Source organism: Actinoplanes sp. NPDC048988, assembly GCF_043197815.1.
In the GTDB taxonomy this organism is placed as follows: domain Bacteria; phylum Actinomycetota; class Actinomycetes; order Mycobacteriales; family Micromonosporaceae; genus Actinoplanes.
The window spans coordinates 230,079-247,482 of sequence record NZ_JBICTW010000002.1 but is presented as its reverse complement, the minus strand read 5'-3'; the positions used below and the strand labels follow the sequence as shown (position 1 = coordinate 247,482).

Here is a 17,404-nt window from a genome sequence, read left to right as displayed (position 1 = left end):
GTCATGATCGTTGTTACCGCACCCACCGGCCAGATCGGTGCCCAGGTCGTCGAGAACCTGCTCAAGACCGATGTTCCCGTACGCGTCGTCGCCCGCGACCCGGCCCGCCTCGCCCCCGGCGTCGCCGAGCGTGCCGACGTCGTCCAGGGCTCCCACGGCGACCCGGCCGTGGCCGCCGCCGCCCTGGAAGGCGCCGACGCGGTGTTCTGGCTCGTGGCGGCCGACCCGCACGCCGCCACCATCGACGACGCCTACTCCGGCTTCACCCGCCCCGTGCTCCCGTCGCTGGCCAAAGCCGGCCGCGTCGTCGGCGTCTCCGCCCTGGGCCGCGGCACCCCGGCCGCCGCCCGGGCCGGCCACGTCACCGGTACGCTGGCCCTGGACGACCTGATCGCCGCCACCGGCGTGCCCTACCGGGCCCTGACCATGCCGTCCTTCATGGACAACGTCCGCCGGCAGGCCGCCACCATCAAAGACCAGGGCATCCTGCACGGCCCGTACGTCCCCGGCCTGCCCCTGCCGGCCGTAGCCACCCGCGACATCGCCGCCGTGGCCACCGGCCTGCTGCTCGACAACACCTGGACAGGCTTCGAGGAGGTCCCGGTGATCGGCCCCGAGGACCTGACCTGGACCGAGATCGCCGCCGTCATCTCGGACGTGCTCGGCCGCCCGGTCCGCTACGAGCAGACCCCACCCGACGTCTTCAAGGCGAACATGCGGCGCTTCGGCAGTTCCGAAGCCGTCGCCCAGGCCTACCTCGACATGGCCCTGGCCAAGAACAACGGCCTCGACGCGGTCGCCCCGGCGACCCCGCGCACCCCCACCACGTTCCGCCAGTGGTGCCTCGACAACCTCGCTTGATATGCAGCCAATAGGCTGCCTATTGTGGGGCTCGTGGATGACGTGTTCAAGGCGCTCGCCGACGCCAGCCGGCGCCGCCTGCTCGACAGCCTCGAGGAGCACGACGGTCAGACCCTGCGCGAGCTGTGTGCCGGCCTCGCCATGGCCCGGCAGTCGGTCAGCAAACACCTCGCCGTGCTCGAGGCGGCCAACCTCGTCACCACGATGCGGCGAGGGCGCGAAAAGCTGCACTTCCTGAACGCCGAGCCGATCCACGCGATCACCGAGCGCTGGATCAGCCGCTACGACCGGGATCGCGTCCTCGCCCTGGCCACTCTCAAGACCGCGCTCGAGGAGGACACCACGGTGGAGCCGTTCGTCTACACCACCTACGTCAAGACCACGCCCGATCGCCTGTGGCGGGCCCTGACCGATCCGGCGTTCACCGCCCGCTACTGGGGGGTGACCTTCGAGTCCGGGTGGAAGCCCGGCGCCACCATGACCTGGACCGAGAACGGCAACACCATCCTCGACGCCGAGCAGGTGGTGCTGGAGTCCGATCCCGGCCGCCGGCTCTCGTACACCTGGCACACCTTCACCCCCGAGTGGGCGGCCGCCGCCGGTGTCGCCGATGACCTTTTGGCCAAGCTGCGCGACGAGCAGCGCTCCCGCGTCACCTTCGACCTCGAGCCCGCCGGCGACACGGTCAAGCTGACCGTGACCCACGATCGCTTCGACCCGGACAGCACCCTGCGCACGATGATCAGCCAGGGCTGGCCGGCACTGCTCTCCAGCCTCAAGACGCTGCTGGAGACCGGCCGTCCGCTACCCGAGCCGGCGGCCTGAGCGCTGCCAGTCGCGGAAGACGAAGCGGTGCACCGACTTCAGGCCCACCCGGTGGCGGACCGTGACCGTGGTGGTGCGGGTGATCCGCACTGGCGCGCGGCGCCCACCTGGCCGGACTCCTCGGGCAGCCGGCACCGACGGCCTCGCCACGTTCATGAGCTGAGGGCGGTCGCCGCGCCGAGGCGGCCGCGCAGGTCGGCCGCGCTCATCGGGCGGGCGAAGTGGAAGCCCTGGGCGCGTTCGTAGCCGAGCCGGGTCATCAGGGCCGCCTGCTCCGCGGTCTCTACGCCCTCGGCCACCGTCTGCAACCCGAACGCCCGGGCCATCTGGGCCACGGCGTCGGCGATCGCGTCCGAGCCGCCGTCCGGCACGAAGGAGCGGTCCAGCTTGATCTGGTCGACCGGGCAGCTGGCGAGCAGGCTGAGCGTGGACGCGCCGGTGCCGAAGTCGTCCAGCGACAGCCGTACGCCCAGGTCCCGCAGGCCCTGAAGGTTCTCGGTGGTCGCGCCGCCGCCGACCGCCACCGACTCGGTGATCTCCACGGTCAGCCGGTGGGCCGGGAGACCGCTGTCGCGCAGCGCCGCCGCCACCACGGCCGGGAATCCGTCCTCGCGGAGCTGCCGGGCCGACACGTTCACCGACACCGTCGGCTCGCCGGGCCAGGTCGCCGCCTCGCGCGTGGCGGCACGCAGCACCCAGACGCCGAGCGGGACGATCAGGCCGGTCTCCTCGGCGGTGTCGATGAAGGCGCCCGGCCCGAGCAGGCCCTCGACCGGGTGCTGCCAGCGGACCAGCGCCTCGGCGCCGGTGATCCGGCCGTCCGGCAGCGTCACCACCGGCTGGAAGTACACGGCCAGCTGGTCCTCGGTGATGGCCGTGCGCAGCGCGGCGGCCTGGCGGCTGCGTTCGGCGCCGCGCGTCTCCATCTCCGGCCGGTACCGCTCGTATCCGCCCTCGCCCCGGCCCTTCGCCTCGTACATCGCGATGTCGGCCCGGCGCAGCAGGTCACCGGCGTCGTCGCCGCGGTGGCCGTCGGCCACGCCGAAGCTGGCACGCGCGGTCAGCGGCCGGCCGTCGACGAGGGCCGGCTCGAGCAGGGCGGCCGCGATCCGCACGAGCATCCGCTCCACGTCCTTGCCCGCGGCGCCCTCGAAGAGGATGGCGAACTCGTCGCCGCCGAGCCGGGCGACCGTGTCGACCGGCCGGACGTTGGCCCGCATCCGCTCGGCCACGTGCACCAGCAGCGCGTCGCCGGTGGCGTGCCCGAGGGTGTCGTTGACGGTCTTGAAGTCGTCGAGGTCGATCAGCACGACGCTGAACGGCTCGTCCGGGCCGGAACGGGTCACCGCGGCGGTGACCCGTTCGCCGAACAGCGCCCGGTTGGCCAGGCCGGTCAGCATGTCGTGCGAGGCCTCGTAACCGATCCGGGCCAGCAGGGCGTCGTTCTGCCGGAAGGCGATCAGCTGGCGGACGACCACCAGCGCGGTCAGTGTGACCGCGACGCCGTCGATCAGCAACCCGTCCCCGGTGCCGCGGACGTTGTGCAGCAGGACCAGGGCGTCGACCGCCGCGACGGCCAGGTACGGCATCAGGCTGTAGCCGCGCGGGGCCCGCCGGGACCGGGCGCCGGCCGCGGTGTCCACCACCTGCGTCCGGGCGCCGGTGGCGGCGGCGAACGCCGCGAACGGCAGCACCAGGAGCAGCAGGTTGCCGTCGGGCTGGTGCGGATGGAGGAAGCTGATCGCCGAGCCGAGCCCACCGATCAAGGCCGACGCGCCGATCCAGTACAGCCCGCGCCGGGCGAACGAGTCGACACCGGCCAGCACCACCTTGGCCGCCAGGTAGACGCCGTTCAGGCCGGCGCCCATGATGGTGGCCGCGGCGAGGACCCGGGGCACGGTGACCCGGCCGTCGGCGAACAGGGCGGACGCGGCGAAGTGCCAGACCAGCAGCCCGGCGGCGGCCGACAGCATGCCCAGATCGAGCCAGACGCCGACCATGCGGGTGCGGTCGCGGGCGCTGAACGGCAGGCCGATCAGCGGCCAGGTCAGCACGACGCCGCCCAGAATGTGCAGGACCACCGAAGCCGGCAGCAGCCAGCCGGCCACGCCGGCTTCGGCGAGAACGCGCAACCCGGTGACGCCGACGAAGAGGGAGATGCCGACCTCGACCGTGCGCCAGTAGCGGCGCACCACCGGGGCGGAGCCCGGATCGGTCTGCACCCGCCGGCACAGCACGAGGGCCGGAACGATGACCGCGATCACCAGGAGCCAGTTCACCGGCGCCGGCCACAGCGGTCCGGTGCCCTCCTGGACCAGAAACGCGGCGACATTGACGATCAGCAATGCCGTGACGGCCTGGAACGCGCGATCGGCGAAGAGGGGCGGACGGTCGGGCACGCCTGTTCATCGACAGGCCCGGGGCCGAGGTGAGCACTCGGCTGGAGTCTCTATTCCTTCGGCCGGGGTGCCCGGTTCCACCAGAGCGAAAGCCCCACCCCGGCGAAGACCAGCACGGCGCCGGCCAGCACGAACCAGACCGTCGCCTCGACCTTCTGCTCGCGCAGGTTGAATTCGCGCGGCAGGTCGGTCAGCACGTCCACCAGTTGATCCGCGTCCTCGGCCCGGAAGTACTTGGCGCCGGTCACGTCCGCGACCTGGGTCAGGGCGTCCTCGTCGATCTCCTGATTGCGGCCGGTACCCCGGCCGCCGCCGCCGAACCGGCCGCCGCCGAAGGGGGAGTCGCCGCCGATCTGGTCGGCCGTGCAGACCATCGGGGCGGGCGTGGTCGTACCGAAGCCGATCGTGTAGACGCGTACTTTGCGCGCCGCCGCCTGCTCGGCTGCCGTCACCGGGTCGACGCCGGTCGTGTTCGAGCCGTCCGTCAGCACCACGATGGTGTCCGGCTCGTAGTCGCCGGTGTTCTCCGACGGTGGCAGGTCGGCGCCCGTCTTGGCCACGTTCGGGTTCGTCTCGGCGATGGCGTCGATCGAGGTCAGAATGGCCTGGCCGATCGCCGTGCCACGGGCCGTGCGCAGGGTGCCGATCGCGTCGAGCAGGGAGTCCTTGTCGGTGGTCGGCGCGACCAGCAGGCCCGCGATGCCCGAGAAGGCGACCAGCCCGATCCGGGTGCCGTCCTGCTGGGCCTTGATGAACTCGCGCGCCGCGTCGGTCGCCACGGTGAACCGGTTGGGTTCCACGTCGGTCGAGCACATCGAGCCGGAGACGTCGATGGCCAGCAGGATCGAGGTGCTGTTGGACGGCACCGACACGGTCGCCTGCGGGCGGGCCAGGCCGACGGCCAGCGGCAGGAAACCGGCCAGGAAGAGCCAGACCGGGATGCGGCGCTTCCAGGACGTCCGCCCGGGAAGCGCGGCCCGGATCACCGCGACGCTGGAGACGGTGACGGCGGTGCGCTTGCGGCGCCGGTTCAGCCACCAGCGGGCCGCCAGCAGCAGCGGCACGGTCAGCAGCGCGAGCAGCGCCCACGGCCAGCTGAACGACATCAGACGATCCTTCCGTGCCAGCGGGTGCCCAGCAGCGCGCCGAGCATGAGCAGCAGCAGGGCGGCGCCGGCGAACGGCGCGGTCAGCTCGACCGGCTCCTTCTTGGCGGTCAGCCGCAGGTCGATCGATTTCGTCGTGTCGGACACCGCCGCGGCGTCGCCCGCCGGGTGGTAGGCGCCGCCGGTGACCTGCGAGATCGTGGTGAGGGTCCGCTCGTCGAGCTGGGTGCCCAACTGATAGCCGTCGACTTCGACGGTCGCGCCCCGGGCCGTGCCCACGCCGACGGTCTGGACGCGTACCCCGGCCGCGGCCGCCAACTCGGCCGCCGCCTCGACGTCGGGGCCGCCCGTCTCCTGCCCGTCCGAGAAGACCACGATCGTCGCCGACGGCCAGTAGCCGAGCTCGGGCGCCGGCGCGCCGTCCTCGGGCAGGGCGACCGGCTTGCCGGTGATCGTGCCGAGCCCGACCAGGATCGCCTGCCCGAGCGACGTGCCGCCACTGGCCGAGAGCCGCCCGATGGCGGACACCGCCGCGCCGTGGTCGTCGGTCGGCGCCTGGGTGAGCAGGGCCTGCTCACCGAAGACGAGCACACCCACGTCGACCGTGTCCGGCTGGTCCTCGACGAACTCCGTGGCCGCCTGCTGTGCCGCCGCCAGCCGCGACGGGCTGACGTCGGTCGCCCGCATGCTGTTCGAGACGTCGAAGGCGAGCAGGACGGTCCCGGACACGCGCGGCACAGTCAGCTCGGCCTGCGGCCGGGCCAGTCCCACCAGCAGGACCGGCAGGGCCAGGAGGATCAGGCCGTACGGGAGGTGGCGGCGCACCGCGGACCCGCGGGACATCAGCGACGCGAAGCCCGCCGCGGCCAGCGCCGAGCTGCGGCGCCGTTGAAGCCAGAGGTAGCCGTGGACCGCCGCCGCCGTGACGACCAGGGCGACGATCAACAGCAGGGGATGGAGGAAGCTCACCGGCGCCCCCGTCCGGACGTGCGGACCATCTCGACGAGCGCGGCCAGCATGTCCTGGTCGGTGGTGACCCGGTGCGCCGCCACCCCCGCCTTGCGCATGCCCTCGGCCACCGCGTCCTCGCGAGCACCGACCTGCTCGGCCAGGCGCCCGCGCAGCAGCGGATCGCTCGTGTCGACGAGCAGTTGCTCGCCGGTCTCGGCGTCCTCGACCAGGATCACGCCCACGTCCGGCAGATCCAGTTCCGACGGGTCGACCACCCTGATCACGACCACCTCGTGCCGGTGGGTCAGCATCGCCAGCGACCGGTCCCAGCCGGGTTCGCCGATGAAGTCCGACATCACGAACACCAGGCTCCGGCGCCGGGAGGTGGTGGCCGCCGCCATCCGAAACATTTCAGACAAATCCGTAATAGCCGAGGATTTCGGTGCAGGAGCCAGCAGGGCTCTCATGATCCGCAAGATCTGATCACGGCCGGGCCGCGGTGGGATCACCTGGTGCGAGTCGTTGTCGAACAGGATCGCACCGACCCGGTTCCCACCCTGGGAAACGAGCCGGGCCAGCGCGACCGCCAGTTCGGCGGCGACGGACTCCTTGCCCTCGCCGCGGCCGAAGCGCATCGAGGCCGACCGGTCCACCACCAGCCAGGCGGTCAGCTCGCGGTCCTCGGTGTACTGCCTGATGTACGGCTCGTCGAGCCGCGCCGTGACGTTCCAGTCGATGTGGCGGACGTCGTCCTCGGCGGTGTAGGCGCGCAGGTCGGTGAAGTCGATGCCGGTGCCGTGCCACACCGTGCGGTACGCGCCCTGCAGCCGCCCGTCGAGGCGGCGGCCGAGCCGCCACTCCAGGCGCCGCAGCAACCTGTCCGAAGGGGTGGTCATGCGTCAGCGGCCTCGCCCGGCGGGCTCCGGGATCGCCACGTTGGCCAGGATCTTCGACAGGATCAGATCGGGCGTGACCTCATCCGACAGCGCCTCGTAAGACAGCACCATGCGGTGTCGCATGACATCGAGGGCAAGGTCGGTCAGATCTTCCGGTACGACGTACTCGCGCCCCCGGACGAAGGCCAGCGCCCGCGCCGCGAGGACCAGGCTGATCGACGACCGAGGGCTGGCCCCGAAGGTCACGTACCGGGCCAGGTCGGTCAGGCCGATCCGGGCCGGGTCCCGGCTCGCGTGGGCCAGGTTCACCGCGAACTCGATGAGGGACGGGTCGACGTACACCCGGTCGGTCTGCTCTTGAAGCTCGACCAGCGTGTCGGGGTCGATGATCTTCTGGATGACCGCGGCCTTGGTCAGCGCCCGCTCGACCACCACGAACTCCTCGGTCGGGCTCGGGTAGCCGACCAGCACCTTCATCATGAAGCGGTCGACCTGGGCCTCGGGCAGCGGATAGGTGCCCTCGGTCTCGATCGGGTTCTGGGTGGCCATGACCAGGAACGGGTGGGGCACCTTGTGGGTCTCGCGGCCGATCGTGACCTGGCGTTCCTGCATGACCTCGAGCAGCGCCGACTGCACCTTGGCCGGCGCCCGGTTGATCTCGTCGGCCAGCAGCAGGTTGGTGAAGACCGGGCCGAGCTGCACCTGGAACTCGCCGGTCGGCTGGTGGTAGACGCGGGTGCCGACGATGTCGGCCGGCACCAGGTCGGGCGTGAACTGCACCCGGTGGAACTCGCCGCCGATCGCCTCCGCGAGCGATTTCACGGCCAGCGTCTTGGCCAGACCGGGCACGCCCTCGACCAGAATGTGCCCGCGTGCGAGCAGGGCCACGATGAGCCGTTCGAGCAGGACGTCCTGCCCCACGATGGTCTTCTTGACCTCGTAGAGCACCTTCTCGATCGGCCCGGCCGAGGCCGCCGGAGCGTCGGTCCAGTTGTAGGGGCTCATAGTCCGTCCTTTTTCTCAGAGGGGCGGTGCCTGTCCGTCGCCCTCGCCGCCGCCGAGAGCGGCCCCGATGGGCACGGCGAAGCCGATGCCGATGAAGGTGCCGGCGTCCGTCGGGTTGGCCAGCGCCACCACGACGCCGACGACCTGGCCCTGCGTGTTGATCAGCGGGCCGCCCGAGCTGCCCGGGTTGACCGCGGCATCGAACTGGATGAGCCCGGCGATGTCGCCGCCCCGGTCGCGGGCGAGCGTGCGCTCGAGGCCGGAGACGACGCCGCTGGTGGTGGTCGCGGTCAGGCCGAGCGGGTTGCCGATGGCCACCACGTCGTCGCCGACCGCCGAGCCGCCGCCGAGCACCGCCGGCACCACCGTCTCGGGCAGCTTGGCCGGGGTGAGGGTGGCGATGTCCTGCGCGGGGCTCGAGCTCGCGACCTGTGCGGTCGTCTCGCTGCCGTCGGCGTACGAGATCTGGATGTTCTTGGCGCCCTCGATCACGTGGTGAGCGGTGAGGATCGTGCCGTCCGCGTTGATGATGAATCCGGTGCCGCTGTCGGCGCCCTCGCCGCCGCCGCTGGCCTTGATCAGCACGACCGAGGGACGCAGCGCCTGATAGACCTCGGTGACTGTCAACGGCCCCGGAGAGGCCGACGGCGACGCGGACGGCCGGGGCGTCGCGGCGGGCTCCGGAGAGGACCGGAAGAGCACGACCGCGGTGATCGCCACGGCCCAGACCGCGACCGCGCCGACCAGAACTCTGCGCCCCGTCGAACGTCGCGGCTTCGGCGTTTCCCGCGGCGTCTGATCAGTGCCGGGCGGCAGGACTTCCATCACGTCGCACCCGCAACAGTGAGCATCCCTCGACTCTAAGAGCGGATTCTCAAAATCCGCTAAGAGCTTGCGCCGCTTTTCCTAAGGCGTTTCACCTGCCGGGACGCGGGCATTCCGGTCTTATGACGTACGCCGCCCGAAGCCCGCGCGCCACCCACCGCTGGATCGCCCTGCTCGTCTTCGGGTTCGCCGTCTTCGTCGCCGCCGCCATCGGCGGCCTGGGCGTCGCCGGCACGTCCACCGAGTACAACAGCTTGCAGCAGCCCGCCTGGGCCCCGCCGTCGTGGCTGTTCGGCCCGGTCTGGACGGTGCTCTACGTGATGATCGCCCTGGCCGGCTGGCTGGTCTGGCAGCGGGCGGGCTTCACCCGGCCGCTCTGGCTCTACACCGCCCAGCTGGTGCTCAATGCGATCTGGACCCCGCTGTTCTTCGGCGCCGGCCAGTACGGCCTGGCCTTCGCCGACATCGCCGTCCTGTGGCTCCTGATCGGCGCCACGGTAGTCACCTTCTGGAAGGTCCACCGGGGCGCCGCCCTGCTCCTGCTCCCGTATTGGGCCTGGGTGACGTACGCCAGCGCCCTCAACCTGGCCATCTGGCAACTCAACTAGCGCATCGAGGCGAGCAGCCCCACGCCCCCGGCTACCGCGCCGTCCTGGGCCAGGGCGCGGAAGTCGGCCTCGACCTCGTCCCGGGACAGGGTGCCGTTGCGGACGGCCCGGTAGCGGACCATGTGCCAGACGAAGACGCCGAGGTCGGCGAACCGGGTGCCGGCCTCGATGACCTCCTCCTCGAGCTCGACGATGCCGTCCGGGGAGGGGAGGAAGCGGGCCAGATCGGCGTCGAGATCGCGCTCGATGTGGCCGGTCAGAGAAGCGACGGTGAGAGCCACCGGCGGATCTCAGCGGCCGCGACGGATATCGAAACAGGTGCCAACTTCGCTCCGTGTCTTCCAAAAGGCGCCATCGTCACAGCATGATGATCGCGGGGACACTATGAGTGAAGATCAGTTGCCACCGAGTGCACTGGCCGAGATCGGGAGCCCGATCCGGGAGACCAGGCTGTCCGGCGTGGAGACTCTGGCCCGGCTCGCCTGGGGCGCCGACCTCGAGACCGCCTCCGCCGCCCGGCTGGCCCTGCAGCGGATGATGGACGACGACAGCCGCAGCGTCTCCGCCGCCGCGGCCACCGCCCTGGAGCAGACGGCCGTGCGTCTCGACCCCGAGCGGGTCGACTTCGGTGTGGTCGCGGCCGAGACGCCGCGCCTGGTGGCCGACGTCCGGGTCGAGGGGCCGCCGCTCGCGGTCGCCGGCGCCACCGTGACCGTCTCCGGTCCCGGCCTGCGGGCGATGCTCACCGACCGCCAGCTGCGGATCATGTGGCTGCCCCGGTCCGACTGGCTCGACGGCTCGGTGACCGTGCGCGGCCCGGCCGGCTGGGCCGAGGTCCGCGTCACCGGTCAGGTCGCGGCCACGGTTCCCCTCGAGCGGGTGCCGGCCGAGGCCGGCGGCCTGCGGACGTACGACGGGGTGTCCGGCTACGGCGGCTACGGCCCGGCCCGGGTGACAGTGCTGCCCCCGCCGCCACCGCCCCCGCGCCGCCAGATCGGCACGACGGTGTTGGTCGCGATTCTCACCACGCTGGTCGTCCTCGGCGGCGCCGGTGTCGCCATGGCCCTGCTCAACGACACCTCACCGGGCCGGAACGTGGCCGCCGAGCCGACCGCGCCGGAGGCCAACGAGGAGATCGGCCCCGCCGGTTCGCTCGCGCCGCAGGTCACCCGGGTGCCGCTCGGCGCGCGGGTGAAGAGCCTGGCCGCGCCCACTGTCGCCGGCACCGTCCGGGTCGGCACCGAACCCGAGGGCCTGGCCATCTCGCCCGACAGCCGCACGGTCTACGTGGCCAACCAGAACTCGCACGTTCTCTCGATCATGGACGTGCCGAGCCGCAAGGTGACCTCGGTGACCCTGCGGAACAACCCCCGGTTCGCCACCACCTCCCGCGACGGCCGCCTCGTCTTCGTCTCGATGTACGAGAACGACAAGCGCACCGGCAGCGGCGTGGCGGTGGTCGACGCGCGTACCAAGAAGGTCGTGCGTTACCTCCAGACGGGCCTGCAGCCGTACACCCTGTCGGTCGGCCCCGACGGCAACCTGTGGGTGCCGATCCACAGCGAGGGCCGGGTCGAGGTCTTCAAGGCCGGCAGCCTGGAGCGCACCGGCAACATCACTCTGCCGCCCAACCCGCACGCGGTCGGCTTCTCGGCCGACCTGGGCCGCGCGTTCTCGGCCAACCACGAGTCCAACCTGGTCTCGGTCATCGACATGCGGACGAACAAGCTGGTCACCACCATTCCGGTCAGCCGCGCACCGCACAGCATCGCCGTCTCCCCGGACGGCCGGGTGGTGCTGGTGGCCGGCTACGAGGCGAACACCGCCGACCTCATCGACGCCAACACGCTGCGGCGCAGCGGGCCGTACCAGGTGGGCCGCGAGCCGCAGAGCGTCGGCGTCTCGGCCGACGGCCGGCACGCGTACGTGGTGAACGAGGGTGACAACACGGTCTCCGTGCTGAACACGACCACCGGCGTGGCGACCGCCACGGTCAAGGTCGGCGGCAGCCCGCGCAGCATCACGGTCGCCCCCGACGGCCGCTTCGCGTACGTCTCCAACGGCAAGGACCACACCATCACGGTGCTGCGGGTGGGGGAGTGAGCCGGCGCGACCGTGCCGCCGGCGAAGTGCTTGTGCGGCGGCTCTTCACCGAGCACGGCGCCGCCCTCCTGGCGTACGCGTCGAGGCTGCTCGGCGACCACACCCAGGGGGCCGAGGTCGTTCAGGAGACGCTGGTGCGTGCCGCTTTCACCGACACCAGGGCGGAGCTTTTCGAGGCCGTACGAGATCTGGCCGTGGCCCGTCTCCGCACGCGCCCCCAGGCCGTCGTGCCCGCCACCGGGTCGATCGCGATGCTGCGGGCCGTCGAGGCCCTTCCCGCCGAGGAGCGCGAGGTGCTGAACGCGCTCTACTTCCAGGGCCGCGACCTCAAGGAGGCGGCGGCCACGCTCGGTGTGCCCGCCGAGACGGTCAAGGTGCGCGGCTACCAGGCGCTGCGCCGGCTGCGCGGGGTGACCGCGTGACCGGGCACGAGACCGATCAGCTCGGCGCGTACGCCCTCGGCGTCCTCGACGACGACGAGTGGGCGGCGGTCCACGCGCACGTCGAGAGCTGCGCGGACTGCCGGCGCGAGGTGGCCGAGCTGCGGGCCACGGAGGAACTGCTGGGCGAGGTGCCGCCCGAGGCCTTCCTCGACGGGCCACCCCAGGGCGGCGATGCGCTGCTGCAACGGACGCTTGCGGAGGTACGGGCGGAGGGCGACCGCCGCGACAAAGGCCGCCGTCTCGTGTGGACCCTCGCCGCCGCGCTGGTCGCGGTGGCCGCGCTCGGCGGCGGGGCCTGGGCCGGCCGCAGCACCGCGCCCGCGGCCGTGGCGGCCACCCAGTCGCCGGCGCCCGCCTCCGCCGCCCCGCCGGTCTCCGGCGCCGCGACCAACGCCGCGACCGGGGTCAGCATGAACGTCACCGTCCGGCCCGCGGCCGGCTGGGTGCGGCTCAGCGCCTCCGTCGGCGGCGTCCCCGCTGGTGAGCAGTGCCGTCTCTATGTCGTCGGCCAGGACGGGGCCCGGCAACTCGCCGGCAGCTGGCTCGTGTCGGAGCCGGAGACCAGCGTCGAGGGCAGCGCCCTGATCGCTCCGGCCGACGTGGCGTCGGTGGAGGTCGAGACGTACGCGGGCCGGCCCTTGGTCGAGGTTGACCTGTAGTTGGTCTTGGCCCAGCTATCGCGCTTGTCTAGTTGGACGCATATCATCAGAGCGTAATTGGACGGTCGCGTAGCGTCACTTTCTCGATAGCGTCACCTTCTGGCGGGGGTGGTTCGGATGACCACAGCAGGGTGGTTCGCTCTCGGCATCACCGTGTTCGGATCCCTCTGCTACGCGACCGCCTCCATCCTCCAGGCCGTCGGCGCCCGCCGCAGCGTCGGCACGGTCCGCACCATGGCCCACCCGCTCTACATGCTGGGCCTTCTCTTCGACATCCTGGCCTGGATCGGCGCCATGATCGCCCTGCGCGAGCTGGCCGTGTACGTCGTCGAATCCATCCTGGCCGGCTCGCTCGCCATCACCGTCCTCGTGGCCCGCTTCGCCCTCGACTGCCGCCTGCGCAAACGCGACGCGGCGGCGGTCGTCGTCACGATCGCCTCGCTGAGCTTCCTGGCCCTGTCGGCCGGCCCGCAGGACGACGTGCACACCAGCGACGAACTGCGCTTCGCGCTCTGCGCCGCCGCGATGGTGATGGTGCTGGTCGGCTGGGGCGCGGCCAAGGTGCAGGCCCCCGGCGGCCTGATCGCCGCCTTCGCCGGCCTGTCACTGGGCGGCGCCGCCCTGATCGGCCGCTCCCTGCCGGTCCCCGAGGGCCTGAGCGCCGGCCAGACGGCCCTGGCGATCGTCACCGAACCGCTCACACTGGCCCTGCTGACGTTCGCGGCCACCGGCATGATGCTCTACGCGCACGCCCTCCAGCACGGCGACGTGGGCCCGGTCACGGCCATCCACTGGACGGCCGAGGTCTGCGCCCCCTCGGTGGTGGCGATGGCGTTCCTGGGCGACACCGTCCGCGAGGGGTGGCTGCTCCCCGCCGTCATCGCGGGCGTCGCCACGGTCACGGCGGCCGTGGTGCTGGCAACGGCCCCGGCCACCCACGTCACGGCCAAGCCGGAGGAGAGCGCCCAGCCGGCCCTGGCCCAGCGGGTCCGGGCGGCGCTGCCCGCCCCCGAGATCCCGGCCTGGGTACGCCCCCTGGGCGAAAAGGTCATCTGGTGGGGCGCCCCGCCGATCTGGCGCCCGCCCAACCGCGCTCACCCCATCGAACCGGCCTACCGAGCCGCCGCCGTCCCCTCCGCCGCGGCCGTCCCCGCTTACCCCCAGTCCCGCTACCAGCACCCGCAGCCCCACTACGCCCAGCCTCAGTACGGCCAGCCTCAGTACGGCCAGCCTCAGTACTGGCAGCCCCAGCACGGCCAGCCTCAGTACGGCCAGGCCCAGCATGCGCAGTCCGACTATCCGCAGCCCGCCTATATGGAGTCCGGCCATCCGGAGTCCGGCTACCCGCACTTCTCCGCTCTCCCCACGGCAACGGCTCACGCCCAGGCGTCGGTGCCGCCGTATCAGGGTGGTTCCGCGCGGCCGGCCCAGGCTGAGGCGATGGTGCCGCCGTACCAGGGCGGCTCCGCGCGGCCGGCCCAGGCTGAGGCGATGGTGCCGCCGTATCAGGGTGGCCCCGCTCGGTCGGTTCGGGCCGAGGCGATGGTTCCGCCGTATCAGGCAGGGCCTGCCGTGTCGCCGTATCAAGAAGAGCCCGCGCCGACCGCCCATGATGAGACGGTGGTGCCGCCGTACCAGGGTGGGCCCGCGCCGACCGCCCATGCCGAGATGATCGTGTCGCCCTACCAGGGCGGGCCCGCGCCGACGGTTCGTGGCGAGGCGATGGTGCCGCCCTACCAGGCCCGGCCCCTCGTCCCGCCGTATCAGGGCCAGCCCGCGCCGGCAGTCCGCGCCGAGGCGATGGTGCCGCCCTACCAGAGCCGGCCCACCATGCCGCCGTACCAGGCCACGCCCGCCGCGCCGCCGGCCCACAGCCGGCCCGTCGAGCCGCTGTCCCACAGCCGGGCCACCGAGCCGCCGGCCCACGGCCGGCCCGGCGCGCAGCCGGCCACGACCGTTGCGAAGCTGGATGAGGATCGGACTGGGCCGGCGCCGCGGACCGATCCGCGGTGGTGGAGTGATCCGGCGGTTGATGGGGAGTGGTGAGTTACAGAAGGCGTACGGCCTCGGGAATCGGGGTCGCGCCGTTGTTGAAGTTGATGGTGCGCCCGTAGGTGGACGGCTCGCCCAGCACCTCGGCCACCACCGCCGCCACGTCGGCGCGGGACACCGAACCCGACGTGGAGCCCTGCTCGGCCGTCTCGATGCGGCCCGTTCCGGGGGCGTCGGTCAGCGCGCTCGGCCCCAGGATCGTCCAGTTCAGCTTCGACTCGCGCAGGTGGGCGTCGGCCGCCGCCTTCGCCTCGGCGTAGGCGTAGAAGCCGTTCTCCGGCGGCACCCCGTGCTCGGGGCCCGCCCCGAAGTACGACACCATCACATAGCGGTTCACCCCGCCGCGGGTCGCCGCGTCCATCGACCGGATCGCCGCGTCGCGGTCCACCGCGTACGTCCGCTCCGGGTTTCCGCCGCCGGCCCCGGCCGACCAGACGATCGCGTCGTGGCCCTCGAACAGGGCCGCCATCTCCTCGACGCTCGCCTGTTCCATGTCGAAGACCACCGGTTCCGCGCCGGTCGCGGCCACCTCGGCCGTGTGTTCGGCGTTCCGGAAGACCGCAGTCGCCTCGTCGAGCAGCGGCAGCAGAAGCCGCGCCACCTTTCCGTGCCCACCCACCACAAGAACGCGCATTCCTGACACGGTACCCGCGGTAGGGCCTCGGCGACGTCGTCGAACGATCCAGGGGGAGCGCGCCGCCCTGGAGCGCGTAGGCGCCGCCGAGGCGGCTCAGCTCGCCGCGCGGTGGAGTTCGTCGCGCGGCACGCGCAGGTTGACCACGGCCGGCTCGCCCTCGACGCTGTCGGCGATCTGGTCGCCGCCCGCGTACACGTCGTTGGAGAGCAGGCCGGTGCCGTCGATACGCAGGTAGCCCGTGGCGACCAGGCTCTCGGCTACTCCGGCCACCGTGTCGGGCCGTACGTCGGTGCCCGGCATCTGGACGGCGGTCACGGAGCCGACCTCGTCGCCGGTCGCGTCGACGACGGTCATGCCCACGTTCACCCGGGCGATGGGAAGGGGTTCGGTCGGACTGTTCGGCTGCATGACGTCGGAATTCCCCGACAGACCAGCGCAAAACGCGACGGCGGGTGGAGCGCCGGATCAGCCCGTCCCGAGGGCGGCCGGCCCGGCTCGTCAACGCCCGCCGGGCGGCCTCACCGTGATCTTGCCGGTGGTGCGGCGGGCGAGCAGGTCGTCGACGGCCCGGCGCACGTCGGTCATCGGATAGGTGGCCTCGACGAGCGGCCGGAGCCGGCCGGCCGCCACGAGGCCGAGCATCTCGGCCAGCGGCTCGCGGTAGGCGCCGGGCACGGTCAGCGCCGGCCGCAGCCAGAAGCCGGCGACCGCCAGGTTCCGGTCGGCCAGCACGCCCGGGTCGACCGGCGGGCGGCCCTCCCGTGACGCGTTGCCGAAGGTCACGAGCCGGCCGAAGTTCCCGAGCGCGTCGAGCCCGGCGCTGAACACCCGGCCGCCGACCGAGTCGAGCACGACGTCCACGGGGCGGCCGCCGTTGGCTTCGACGACCCTCTCGGCGTACCCGCAAGCGTCTGAAGGAACCGCGACGTCCGCTGCCAGCGCGACCACCAGATCGCGTTTGGCCTGGGTGGAGGCCGTGCCGATGACGCGGCCGGCGCCGAAGTGCCGGGCGAGCTGGACGGCGAGCGAACCGACCCCGCCGGCCGCGGCGTTGACGACGACGGTCTCGCCGGGCGCGAGGCGGGCGCTGTTGCGCAGCACGTGCCAGGCGGTCAGGCCCTGCACCAGCAGCGCCAGTGCCTCGGCGTCACCGACCCCGTCGGGCACGTCGACGGCGTCGGCCGCGGCCACGACCGCGCGCTCGGCGAAGCCGCCACCGTCGAATGTGGTCGCCATGACCCGCCGGCCGTCGCCGGTGCGCCCGATCACCTCGGTTCCCGGCACGAACGGCAGCGCGGGCGTGGGCTGGTAGCTCCCGGCGATCCGGCCGGTGTCGGCGAAGTTCAGCCCGGCCGCGCTGACCTCGACCAGCAGCTGCCCCGCGCCGGCCACCGGCTCGGCCACGTCGGCCAGTTCCAGGACTTCGGGCCCGCCGAAACGCGAGCACTGCACCGCGATCACGGCCGCGACCCTACCGTCACCGCGGTCAGGACCAGGTCGTGCTCGACCGTGAAGCGGCCGTGGAACTCGGGGAGCGGGGAGTCGACGAGCGGCCGGCCGGTGAACGTCCGCGCGGCCGGGTCGATGGTCAGGACGCACTCGTCGAAGCCGAGCCAGCGCTCGGTCAGCGGGAACCACGCCTTGTAGATGGACTCCTTGGCGCTGAACAGCAGCCGGTCCCAGTGGAGGTCGCCGCCGAGCCCGGCCAGCATCTCGCGTTCGGCGGGCAGCGTGACGCCCGGAACGACTTCGGGTGGCAGCGCCGCGTGCGGCTCGCCGTCGATGCCCACCGACGCGATGTCACCGGCCCGGGCCACCGCCGCCGCCCGGTAGCCGGCGCAGTGCGTGATGCTGCCGACCACCCCGGCCGGCCACAGCGGCTGCCGTCGCGGGCCGGTCAGGATGGGCGCCGGCGGGAAGCCGAGCCGTGGGCGCGCCCCCCCGGGGCGGCCGCGGGCCGGGGGGTCGGAGCGGCCGCCCCCCCCCCGGGGCCCCGGGCGCCCGTGTTGAACCACACGGGACCGGGAGAGGCCGC

General features: G+C 72.6%; 19 protein-coding genes and 1 pseudogene. 8 read left to right on the top strand and 12 right to left on the bottom strand.

Annotated features, from left to right (window positions below; all coding sequences use genetic code 11):
- The first annotated feature begins 3 nt into the window (after nt 1-3).
- Both ACGFJ7_RS08170 and ACGFJ7_RS08165 read left to right on the top strand, forming a co-directional pair.
- On the top strand, nt 4-861 hold the full coding sequence (locus ACGFJ7_RS08170; protein WP_360244299.1) for an NAD(P)H-binding protein: 858 nt from the start codon (nt 4-6) through the stop codon (nt 859-861).
- Nucleotides 862-894: 33 nt separating this feature from the next.
- The gene (locus ACGFJ7_RS08165) at nt 895-1,686 is read left to right on the top strand and encodes a metalloregulator ArsR/SmtB family transcription factor (protein WP_360244296.1); all 792 of its coding nucleotides are present in this window, start codon (nt 895-897) and stop codon (nt 1,684-1,686) included.
- 152 nt (nt 1,687-1,838) lie between these two features.
- Here the strand turns inward: ACGFJ7_RS08165 and ACGFJ7_RS08160 are convergent, their stop codons facing one another.
- The 6 genes from ACGFJ7_RS08160 to ACGFJ7_RS08135 are packed head-to-tail and all read right to left on the bottom strand — an operon-like array spanning nt 1,839 to nt 8,669.
- Nucleotides 1,839-4,085, bottom strand: a complete 2,247-nt coding sequence (locus ACGFJ7_RS08160; RefSeq protein ID WP_392641535.1) for a putative bifunctional diguanylate cyclase/phosphodiesterase — start codon at nt 4,083-4,085, stop codon at nt 1,839-1,841.
- A 50-nt stretch (nt 4,086-4,135) separates the two neighbouring features.
- Nucleotides 4,136-5,191: a VWA domain-containing protein gene (locus ACGFJ7_RS08155; protein ID WP_392641533.1), complete on the bottom strand. Its 1,056-nt coding sequence runs from the start codon at nt 5,189-5,191 to the stop codon at nt 4,136-4,138.
- Nucleotides 5,191-6,159: a VWA domain-containing protein gene (locus ACGFJ7_RS08150; RefSeq protein ID WP_392641531.1), complete on the bottom strand. Its 969-nt coding sequence runs from the start codon at nt 6,157-6,159 to the stop codon at nt 5,191-5,193. The genes ACGFJ7_RS08155 and ACGFJ7_RS08150 overlap by 1 nt, the downstream gene beginning before the upstream one ends.
- Entirely contained in the window at nt 6,156-7,037 is an 882-nt protein-coding gene (locus ACGFJ7_RS08145; protein ID WP_392641529.1) for a DUF58 domain-containing protein, read from the bottom strand. Before ACGFJ7_RS08145 ends, ACGFJ7_RS08150 begins: the two co-directional genes overlap by 4 nt.
- A 3-nt stretch (nt 7,038-7,040) precedes the next feature.
- Nucleotides 7,041-8,042 carry a MoxR family ATPase gene (locus ACGFJ7_RS08140; RefSeq protein ID WP_360244281.1) on the bottom strand — a complete coding sequence of 334 codons (1,002 nt, stop codon included), beginning with the start codon at nt 8,040-8,042 and terminating at the stop codon, nt 7,041-7,043.
- A 15-nt stretch (nt 8,043-8,057) separates the two neighbouring features.
- Nucleotides 8,058-8,669: a S1C family serine protease gene (locus ACGFJ7_RS08135; RefSeq protein ID WP_392641527.1), complete on the bottom strand. Its 612-nt coding sequence runs from the start codon at nt 8,667-8,669 to the stop codon at nt 8,058-8,060.
- On the opposite strand from ACGFJ7_RS08135, the gene ACGFJ7_RS08130 reads away from it, so the two are divergent.
- Nucleotides 8,659-8,841 carry a hypothetical protein gene (locus ACGFJ7_RS08130; protein WP_392641525.1) on the top strand — a complete coding sequence of 61 codons (183 nt, stop codon included), beginning with the start codon at nt 8,659-8,661 and terminating at the stop codon, nt 8,839-8,841. The genes ACGFJ7_RS08135 and ACGFJ7_RS08130 overlap by 11 nt on opposite strands.
- A 148-nt stretch (nt 8,842-8,989) precedes the next feature.
- Nucleotides 8,990-9,475 (top strand): TspO/MBR family protein, encoded by a 486-nt coding sequence (locus ACGFJ7_RS08125; RefSeq protein ID WP_360244275.1) that lies wholly within the window; start codon nt 8,990-8,992, stop codon nt 9,473-9,475.
- Here the strand turns inward: ACGFJ7_RS08125 and ACGFJ7_RS08120 are convergent.
- Nucleotides 9,472-9,756 (bottom strand): hypothetical protein, encoded by a 285-nt coding sequence (locus ACGFJ7_RS08120; RefSeq protein ID WP_392641523.1) that lies wholly within the window; start codon nt 9,754-9,756, stop codon nt 9,472-9,474. The genes ACGFJ7_RS08125 and ACGFJ7_RS08120 overlap by 4 nt on opposite strands.
- A 103-nt stretch (nt 9,757-9,859) precedes the next feature.
- Between ACGFJ7_RS08120 and ACGFJ7_RS08115 the strand changes: the two genes are divergently transcribed.
- The 4 genes from ACGFJ7_RS08115 to ACGFJ7_RS08100 all read left to right on the top strand — a co-directional run bounded on the left by ACGFJ7_RS08115 (nt 9,860) and on the right by ACGFJ7_RS08100 (nt 14,726).
- Nucleotides 9,860-11,578, top strand: coding sequence for a YncE family protein (locus ACGFJ7_RS08115; protein WP_392641521.1), 1,719 nt, complete (start codon nt 9,860-9,862; stop codon nt 11,576-11,578).
- Complete coding sequence (locus ACGFJ7_RS08110) at nt 11,575-12,000, top strand: sigma factor-like helix-turn-helix DNA-binding protein (protein WP_392641519.1); 426 nt, start codon at nt 11,575-11,577, stop codon at nt 11,998-12,000. Before ACGFJ7_RS08115 ends, ACGFJ7_RS08110 begins: the two co-directional genes overlap by 4 nt.
- Nucleotides 11,997-12,680, top strand: coding sequence for a zf-HC2 domain-containing protein (locus ACGFJ7_RS08105; RefSeq protein ID WP_360244263.1), 684 nt, complete (start codon nt 11,997-11,999; stop codon nt 12,678-12,680). The genes ACGFJ7_RS08110 and ACGFJ7_RS08105 overlap by 4 nt, the downstream gene beginning before the upstream one ends.
- Before the next feature lie 117 nt (nt 12,681-12,797).
- Nucleotides 12,798-14,726: a hypothetical protein gene (locus ACGFJ7_RS08100; RefSeq protein WP_392641516.1), complete on the top strand. Its 1,929-nt coding sequence runs from the start codon at nt 12,798-12,800 to the stop codon at nt 14,724-14,726.
- A gap of 1 nt (nt 14,727) precedes the next feature.
- Here ACGFJ7_RS08100 and ACGFJ7_RS08095 read toward each other — a convergent pair whose 3' ends face one another.
- The 5 genes and pseudogenes from ACGFJ7_RS08095 to ACGFJ7_RS08075 form a co-directional block, all read right to left on the bottom strand.
- Nucleotides 14,728-15,366 (bottom strand): SDR family oxidoreductase, encoded by a 639-nt coding sequence (locus tag ACGFJ7_RS08095; RefSeq protein WP_360244257.1) that lies wholly within the window; start codon nt 15,364-15,366, stop codon nt 14,728-14,730.
- A 96-nt stretch (nt 15,367-15,462) separates the two neighbouring features.
- A complete protein-coding gene (locus ACGFJ7_RS08090; protein WP_360244254.1) occupies nt 15,463-15,777 on the bottom strand; it encodes a hypothetical protein in 315 nt (104 codons plus the stop codon).
- A gap of 90 nt (nt 15,778-15,867) precedes the next feature.
- Nucleotides 15,868-16,830, bottom strand: coding sequence for a zinc-binding dehydrogenase (locus ACGFJ7_RS08085; RefSeq protein ID WP_360244251.1), 963 nt, complete (start codon nt 16,828-16,830; stop codon nt 15,868-15,870).
- Nucleotides 16,827-17,231: a 4'-phosphopantetheinyl transferase gene (locus tag ACGFJ7_RS08080; protein ID WP_392641975.1), complete on the bottom strand. Its 405-nt coding sequence runs from the start codon at nt 17,229-17,231 to the stop codon at nt 16,827-16,829. Before ACGFJ7_RS08080 ends, ACGFJ7_RS08085 begins: the two co-directional genes overlap by 4 nt.
- A gap of 3 nt (nt 17,232-17,234) precedes the next feature.
- A pseudogene (locus tag ACGFJ7_RS08075) lies at nt 17,235-17,384 on the bottom strand (hypothetical protein); the annotation flags it as partial.
- Nucleotides 17,385-17,404: the final 20 nt, after the last annotated feature.